This is a genomic window from Haloferax sp. s1 (assembly GCF_058382125.1).
Window position 1 is genome coordinate 1 of record NZ_JBZRPK010000540.1, and the last position, 6,901, is coordinate 6,901.

8 protein-coding genes are annotated in these 6,901 nt (G+C 62.0%); 4 read left to right on the forward strand and 4 right to left on the reverse strand.

Annotation, left to right across the window (positions count from 1 at the left end):
- Positions 1-127 precede the first annotated feature (127 nt).
- Entirely contained in the window at positions 128-1,453 is a 1,326-nt protein-coding gene (locus QT222_RS09380; RefSeq protein WP_004059314.1) for an MFS transporter, read from the forward strand.
- Positions 1,454-1,640: 187 nt separating this feature from the next.
- On the opposite strand, the gene QT222_RS09385 is transcribed toward QT222_RS09380, so the two are convergent.
- Positions 1,641-2,252: a metal-dependent hydrolase gene (locus tag QT222_RS09385; protein WP_179955345.1), complete on the reverse strand. Its 612-nt coding sequence runs from the start codon at positions 2,250-2,252 to the stop codon at positions 1,641-1,643.
- A 101-nt stretch (positions 2,253-2,353) separates the two neighbouring features.
- Here QT222_RS09385 and QT222_RS09390 point away from each other — a divergent pair, with 101 nt between their 5' ends.
- Positions 2,354-2,971, forward strand: a complete 618-nt coding sequence (locus QT222_RS09390) for a DUF2238 domain-containing protein (protein ID WP_004059316.1) — start codon at positions 2,354-2,356, stop codon at positions 2,969-2,971.
- Between the two features lie 42 nt (positions 2,972-3,013).
- A complete protein-coding gene (locus QT222_RS09395) occupies positions 3,014-3,667 on the forward strand; it encodes a potassium channel family protein (protein ID WP_491477012.1) in 654 nt (217 codons plus the stop codon).
- Between the two features lie 279 nt (positions 3,668-3,946).
- Here QT222_RS09395 and QT222_RS09400 read toward each other — a convergent pair whose 3' ends face one another.
- The 3 genes from QT222_RS09400 to QT222_RS09410 are packed head-to-tail and all read right to left on the reverse strand — an operon-like array spanning position 3,947 to position 6,549.
- Positions 3,947-4,780 carry an ABC transporter ATP-binding protein gene (locus QT222_RS09400; protein ID WP_491477013.1) on the reverse strand — a complete coding sequence of 278 codons (834 nt, stop codon included), beginning with the start codon at positions 4,778-4,780 and terminating at the stop codon, positions 3,947-3,949.
- Positions 4,777-5,469: an ABC transporter permease gene (locus QT222_RS09405; protein ID WP_004059319.1), complete on the reverse strand. Its 693-nt coding sequence runs from the start codon at positions 5,467-5,469 to the stop codon at positions 4,777-4,779. Before QT222_RS09405 ends, QT222_RS09400 begins: the two co-directional genes overlap by 4 nt.
- 24 nt (positions 5,470-5,493) lie before the next feature.
- On the reverse strand, positions 5,494-6,549 hold the full coding sequence (locus QT222_RS09410; RefSeq protein WP_491477014.1) for an ABC transporter substrate-binding protein: 1,056 nt from the start codon (positions 6,547-6,549) through the stop codon (positions 5,494-5,496).
- A 233-nt stretch (positions 6,550-6,782) separates the two neighbouring features.
- Between QT222_RS09410 and QT222_RS09415 the strand changes: the two genes are divergently transcribed.
- The coding region (locus QT222_RS09415; RefSeq protein ID WP_491477015.1) for a DUF7384 family protein at positions 6,783-6,901 on the forward strand (119 nt) is incomplete at its 3' end.

The window sequence follows — 6,901 nt, forward strand, 5'->3', positions numbered from 1 at the left end:
ACTGAAGACACACTGCCATAAACCCGGAGGGGTGGCTGTGACTGGGAGCTTTTCTCCCGATGACCGGTACCTGCTTTCCATCGTTCTCCTCGATAGACATTTACACGCACGCTCTGTTTCGTGACTCATGACACGGTTCTCGATTCGGACCAGTCCGACACGCCTCCGATGGGTCCTCTGGGCGCTCCTCACGGCCGGTTTTCTGCTCGTCAGTTTCCATCGGGTAACATCGGCCGTCCTCGCCGATGACCTTTCGCGGGCGTTCGACACGACCGGAACGGAACTCGGTCTGTTGCACGCCTCCTTTTTCTACATCTACGCCGGGCTACAGCTACCCGCGGGAATCCTCGTAGACCGTACGGGGTCGCGTCGAGTTGCCGCCGGTGGGCTCGGGGTGATGGCAGTCGGGGTGTTCGGATTCGCGCTTGCACCGACTTATGGCATCGCGTTCGCCTCACGAGCACTGTTGGGGCTTGGCGGAAGCGTCCTCTACACGGCGACGTTGCGGTTCCTCGCGAACTGGTATCGACCGGACGAGTTCGCCACGATGACCGGGTGGACCGTCGCGGCGGCGGGCATGGGCGGTGTTCTCGCCACGACGCCGTTGGCTATCGCAATCGACAGCGCCGGGTGGCGGTCCGTCCTCCTTGCAATCGGTGTCGGCGGTGTCGGCCTCGCGGTGGTGACGTATCTCGCGGTTCGAGACCGACCGCGTGACGCCGGGTTCGACCCACTCGACGGCGTCCAGCCACCGGAGTCGAACGTCGAGTTCTCGACCGTCGTCACGAACACCAGACGAGTTCTCGGGGAGTTCGAGACGTGGTTGATGGGGACGATGCTCTTTCTGGTCATCGGGACGAACTTCACCGTCACCGGATTGTGGGGGGTGCCGTACATTGCCGACCTCTACGACGTGTCGGTTCAGACGGCTTCGCTTTTCGTTTTCGTCGGCAACATCGGGTTTCTCCTCGGGTCGCCCGTCATCGGGACGCTCTCGGACCGACTGGGCCACCGAACCGAATTCATCCTCGCGTCCTGTCTGGTGTTTACTGTCTCCTACAGTCTCATCTTCCTCCTCGTGACGCCGCCGTTGCTCGTGGTCGGCGTCCTGCTTTTCGCCGCCCTGTTTGTCATGGGAGGGGCGGTCATCGCTTTCACCGTCGCCAAGGAGCGACACGACGCAACCGCGAGTGCGACGGCGACAGGTGCGATAAACAGCATGGGGTACTTCGGCGCGGCCGTTTTCCCCGCGGTGATGGGCTTCGCGCTCGACGCCTACTGGACGGGCGAGACCGTCGCCGGCGCACGAGTCTACACACCCGCTGGCTATCGCGTGGCGTTCGGTATTGCCACCGCTGCAGGAAGTATCGCGGTGCTGTGTGCCTATCTGCTCCACCGACGCGAGTCACGGACCGAGGCAACACCGACGAAGAGTGCCGAAGTGACCGATTGACTAACCGACTCTTGACTGGCCGACTACTCGATTCCTGACTAGCCAACTCCTGACTACTCGATTCCTGACTAACCGACTCCCTCTCAACCACCTACTGTTTGACTAAGACTGTCTGGTGTGAGCAGTTACGCGTCTTCGTCTTCTCCTTTTTCGGAGTTGTGACGGCCGGGCTGGACGACGGGACCGACTACCGGAGGTCCTGCACGAATCGTTCGGGGACGTGGTCGATAACGTGGTCTGGCATCGCATCGACGAGTTTCTCGGCAATCGTGACCATCGGTTTCCGGAGCAGCACGTAGATGCCCGAGATAGCGACTGCACCGATGACGAGCATCTCGACGAGTCCGTCAAAGGCGACGACAGGTGGAACGGCGAAGGCAAGCGTTAGCGCGAGGTCTTCAGGTGCGCCATCGTACCGAATCAGCCGTTTCGGGGCGAGCCAGCGGCCATTCCAGTGGTCGTACACGGCGCGCTCGGACGTGCCGAGCCACGGCTTGAGTTCGAGGCCGCCGCCGAGCACGTCCGAAGCGGAGTGCAGCGCGGCGGCCGCGAGGAACAGTGCGACGGCGAGGCTGGTGGTAGTCGGATTCAACGCGGCGATTACACTCGCTGGAGCGGCGAGTGCGCTGAAATACACAGGGAAGTGGAGTGTTTTCCGGTGTCCTGCGTACAAGTCGAAGTCGGGGAACAGGCCGCCCAGTGCGGCCGCGAGGACCGGAAGCATCCCGGCCTCGGGGACCAACGCCCACACGGCGGTGCCGAGGACGACACCCGCGAGGGCGTGAGTGGTGGCCATCATCGGTGGGGCGTATGTAACCAGGGGGAAAAACAATGTCGGTGGTTGTGCTAGCTCTTGCCACACCGGGATTTAGCGTGTCTATGGCGTACGTATCGGTATCTATGTGGTCACAGCAGAGCGAGCGAGTGGTAGGCCGAGCAATACAGCTCGCTATCTGTCTCATCTTCTTCGCGGGCGTGTATACGCGGAATCTGAGCGTCCTCGTCAACGCTGTCGTCGCGCTCAGTGCGACGTTTCTCCCCGCGATACTCCGTCGCGACTGGCAGATTAGACTTCACCCGTTTCTTGGCATGTGGCTGGCGATGGCGGTTCTGCTCCACGCAATCGGGATGCTCGGGCCGTACCACTACATCGATTGGTGGGACCACGTTACCCACACGCTCTCGGCGACGGTGGTCGCTGCCGTCGGCTACACGACGGCGCGGGCCATCGACGAGTACTCCGACGCCGTCTACTTTCCTGACCGGTTTATGTTCGTTTACATCCTACTTTTTACCCTCGCAGCGGGCGTCTTCTGGGAGGTGTTGGAGTTCGGTGCACGCCTCGCGGCCGACGCAGTCGGGATGGAGGCCATCCTCGTCCAGTACGGACTCGGCGACACGATTATCGACCTCGTCTTCGACAGCGTCGGCGCGGCCCTCGTGGCTCTGTTCGGAACCTCGCCCCTCACAGAGACCATCGACTCGCTAACTGAACACCTCGAACGCACCCGAACCTGACCGGGGACTATCTTTTAGCCACCCGGTGTGCATAGTAATACCATGAAGTTCGTTATCGTAGGATATGGTCGCGTCGGTTCCCGGACCACGCGGGTGCTTCGAGAGGAGGGACACGACCTGACCATCGTCGACAACAACGAACGGAAAGTCGACCGCGCCCGCGACGAAGGATTCGACGCCATCTTCGGTGACGGCGGGACAGAAAGTGTCCTGAAAGAGGCGGGCATCGAAGACGCCGACGCGATTGGTGGGCTAACCGGCGACCCGAACATCAACTTCGCGGCGTGTATGCTCGGCAAAGAGTTCGGCTGCCGGACGGTCATGCGAATCAGCGAAGACTACCGGCAGGAGATTTACGAGCGCTATGCCGACGGCGTCGACGAAATCGTCTACCCCGAACGTCTCGGTGCGGCCGGTGCGAAGACGGCACTCCTCGGGGGTGACTTCAACGCCATCGGCGACTTGACCGACCAACTCAGTCTCACAACGGTTCGGGTTCCCGAAGGTGCACCCATCATCGGCGAACACGTCGCTAACATCGACCTCGGGTCGGGTGGGCGCGTCTACGCTCACGGGCGGAAGCACGAATCGATGACGATTCCGCTTCCAGGGACGATTGTTGAACCCGGTGACCAGTTGGCACTCATTGCGGAACGCGATGCGCTTAAAGAGGTCCGGTCGAAGCTCCTCGGCTGATGACACGACTCGGAGCAGAGCGCATTCGCTCACTGAGTAGGTCACTCGAAAATGGCGCCGTGGTGGCGGCGCCGCACGCCGTACCGGGGGAACCAGAACGACGAAGGTGGTGGTGTGTGCCGGGCGCGCGGGTGGGAGGATGGGAACTGAGGCCGGAAATGCGCGCCCTATTCTGGGGTACGCTCCTCGGACCTTAAAGCTGTGTCAGACGGCAGTCACACGCTGGTTACGTCCCATATTCGGCTCTTTCGCCTTCCAGCAAACCGCGGTATTTTGCCATCAGTAAACGAGTTTACCTTCGACAAATCTTCGAACCCGGTCGTCGGCTGGCGATTCGAATACCTGCGCAGTCGGCCCCGATTCGATACACGTCCCATCAAGGAGGACGGCCGTCCGGTCAGACACTCGTTGTGCTTGTTGCATATCGTGGGTCGCCAACGCGACGGCGATGCCGCGGTCGCGCGCTGCTCGCATCGCCGACTCGATGGCGGCGGTGTTTCGCGGGTCGAGATTCGACGTCGGCTCGTCGAGGAGTAACACGTCGGGGTCCGGCGCGAGCGCCCGCGCGATGGCAACCCGTTGGGCCTCACCGGCTGAGAGCGACGCAGCGTCGCGGTGTATCTTATCCGCCATGCCGACAGTCTGCAACGCCGTCACGACGGTCTCTGACGGTTCGTCGGAGCCGAAGGCGCTCTCGACCGCATCGCGGAGCCGAGCCGACCACGCCCGCCGCACGCGCAGTCCGTACGAGACGTTCTCGGCGACAGTCGAAGAGAAGAGACTCCGACTCTGAAACGCCATTCCAACCCGGCGTCTAACGGCCAGCCGACGCTCTTCGGGGAGTTCCCACACGTCGTCGCCGTCGACTTCGACCGTCCCATCTGTCGGTCGCTCGAACATCGCGAGCAGTCGAAAGAGCGTCGTCTTTCCGGTTCCGGAGGGGCCGACGACGGCGAGAATCTCGCCGGGTTCGACGGCGATGGAGATGTCTTCGAGGATAGCACCGTTTTCGAAGCCGTGACTGAGGTTGCGGGCGGCCAGTCGGGTACCTGCCCGATTTTCGCCTGTTGCTGCCGACTCGTGCGTATCCGGCGACCGCCTCTCGCTCGTCATCGGTTGCCTCCCCTCGGCGTTCGGTCACGGAAGCGCGCGCCGAGTGCGTTCACTGTCAGGACGAGCGTCAACAGAATCGTTCCGAGGGCGATACCCGTCTCGATGTTCCCCTTCCGCGCTTCGACCGTGATGGCGGTCGTGAGCGTCCGCGTGAACGACGTGCTGTCGGAGAAGACGATGTTACCGCCGACGATGAGCACGGACCCGACTTCGCTTATGGCGCGGCCGTACGCAGCCAAGAGTGCCGTGACGATACCGTAGCGAGCCTCACGGACGACGAGGAAGGCAACGTCAGTCGAGGTTCCGCCCGCGGCGAACGCGGCGTCTCTGAGGTCCTGTGGGACCGATTGGACCGCGGAAAGCGAGACGCTCACGAGGACGGGGAGTGCGAGAATCGTCTGCGAGATAATCATGGCCTCGGGCGTAAACAGGAGGTCGAACGTGCCGAGCGGTCCCGACCGTGAGAGTCCGAGGAGGACGACGAGACCCACGACGACGCTCGGAAATCCCATCCCCGTCGAGATGATGGAGGTGACGACGGACTTTCCGTAAAAGTCGCGGAAGCCGACGGCGAGGGATATCGGGAGGCCGATGGCGGCGCTGAGGACGACAGCCACGGTACTCACGTACAGTGAGACGAGAGTAATGCTGACGAGGTAGGTGAGATTCAGGTCGCCAAGGCCGAACACGGGATGTGATGGGGGCTGACCGGACTAAAAGTCCTCGGGGACGTTCTCCGTAACCCACTGTTCGAACTGCGCGTCGGAGACCGACGCTGAGGCGTCTGCCGTCGAGGCGTTTGCAGCGTTTCCACCCTCGTACTCTTCGGGAACGTACTGACCGAACTGTGAGGACTCAGAGAGCGCGTTCGGGAAGAACAACTGCGAGCCGTTTGCGGTGTAACTGCTTATGATGTTTTGTCCCTCGGGACTCGTGAGGAATCCGACGTAGGCCATCGCCAGCGCGTAGTTCACGTCGGGGTACTTCGCGGGGTTGACCGGGATGACGCCGTAGGGGTTCTTCAGAATGGTCGGGCCGCCTTTGAGCGGTCCCTGCACCAGAATCTCTGATTTGATGTTGGTCTTCGTCGCGAGGTACGTCCCGCGGTCTGAGAGCGTGTACGCACCCGACTGGTCGGCCTGAACGAGCGTGTCGCCCATCCCCTTGCCGATTTCGCGGTACCACTTTCCGCTCGGGTCCACGCCAGCGGCGTCCCAGATGAGCAGTTCCTTCTTGTTCGTCCCGGAGTCGTCGCCGCGCGAGACGAACGTCGATTCGGACTCGGCGATGGTCGCAAATGCCTCGGTCGCACGTTCCATCCCCTTGATTCCGGCGGGGTCGTTCGACGGTCCCACGATGACGAAGTCGTTGAACATCACGTCTCGGCGGTTGACGCCGTAGCCCTCCTGCAGGAACTCGTCTTCCGCGCCGCGAGCGTGGACGAGAATAACATCGGCGTCCCCGTTTCGAGCCGTCTCGATGGCTGCGCCGGTCCCCTGCGAGATGGTCTTCACTCGGGCGTTGAACTTCTCTTCGAACACCGGGTTGAGCGTATCGAGGAGCCCCGTGTCGTAGGTACTCGTGGTCGTTGCCAGCGTCAACTCCTGTTTCGTACCACTGTCACCCTCGCCCGAACCACCGCCGGAGGCGGTGTCTGTCTGTGTTCCGTCGTCTGCCTGCTGCGGATTCGACTCGCCCGTACAACCACTCAGTCCGAGAATCGCACCGACCCCCGCCGCCTGCAAGAAGCGCCGTCGCTGTATCGTCATGACTGTCTCCTGTGTTGAACGGGAATTAACTGTTTCCCACGCGATGTAATTATTAATGGTTCAAATATCCGCCCCGCGTAACCATTTCGAACCCACGGGTGGTTGCGTCGGATTCATCTCCAACGAATACGTCTGTTCGTCTATGAACTGGGAGTCACTCTTCGTCCGCGCAGCAGCGTACGAGACGACCGAAACGGAGATTACTGAGGCGCTTCGCGCCCATCGAGGCGACGATGCCTGAGGTCGAGCCGTCGCCCACGCGAGTCGTCGCCGACGCTGACGTACTCGCCGCCGACCTTCTCGTCGACGGGCCGTCCAGAGCCGCACTCGACCAGCTTCGGGGCCATTCGTG

Bases quoted from the DNA above. Each gene is read 5' to 3' on its own strand.
- QT222_RS09380 (WP_004059314.1), top strand. From the start codon at position 128: ATGACACGGTTCTCGATTCGGACCAGTCCGACACGCCTCCGATGGGTC.
- QT222_RS09385 (WP_179955345.1), bottom strand. From the start codon at position 2,252: ATGATGGCCACCACTCACGCCCTCGCGGGTGTCGTCCTCGGCACCGCC.
- QT222_RS09390 (WP_004059316.1), top strand. From the start codon at position 2,354: ATGTGGTCACAGCAGAGCGAGCGAGTGGTAGGCCGAGCAATACAGCTC.
- QT222_RS09395 (WP_491477012.1), top strand. From the start codon at position 3,014: ATGAAGTTCGTTATCGTAGGATATGGTCGCGTCGGTTCCCGGACCACG.
- QT222_RS09400 (WP_491477013.1), bottom strand. From the start codon at position 4,780: ATGACGAGCGAGAGGCGGTCGCCGGATACGCACGAGTCGGCAGCAACA.
- QT222_RS09410 (WP_491477014.1), bottom strand. From the start codon at position 6,549: ATGACGATACAGCGACGGCGCTTCTTGCAGGCGGCGGGGGTCGGTGCG.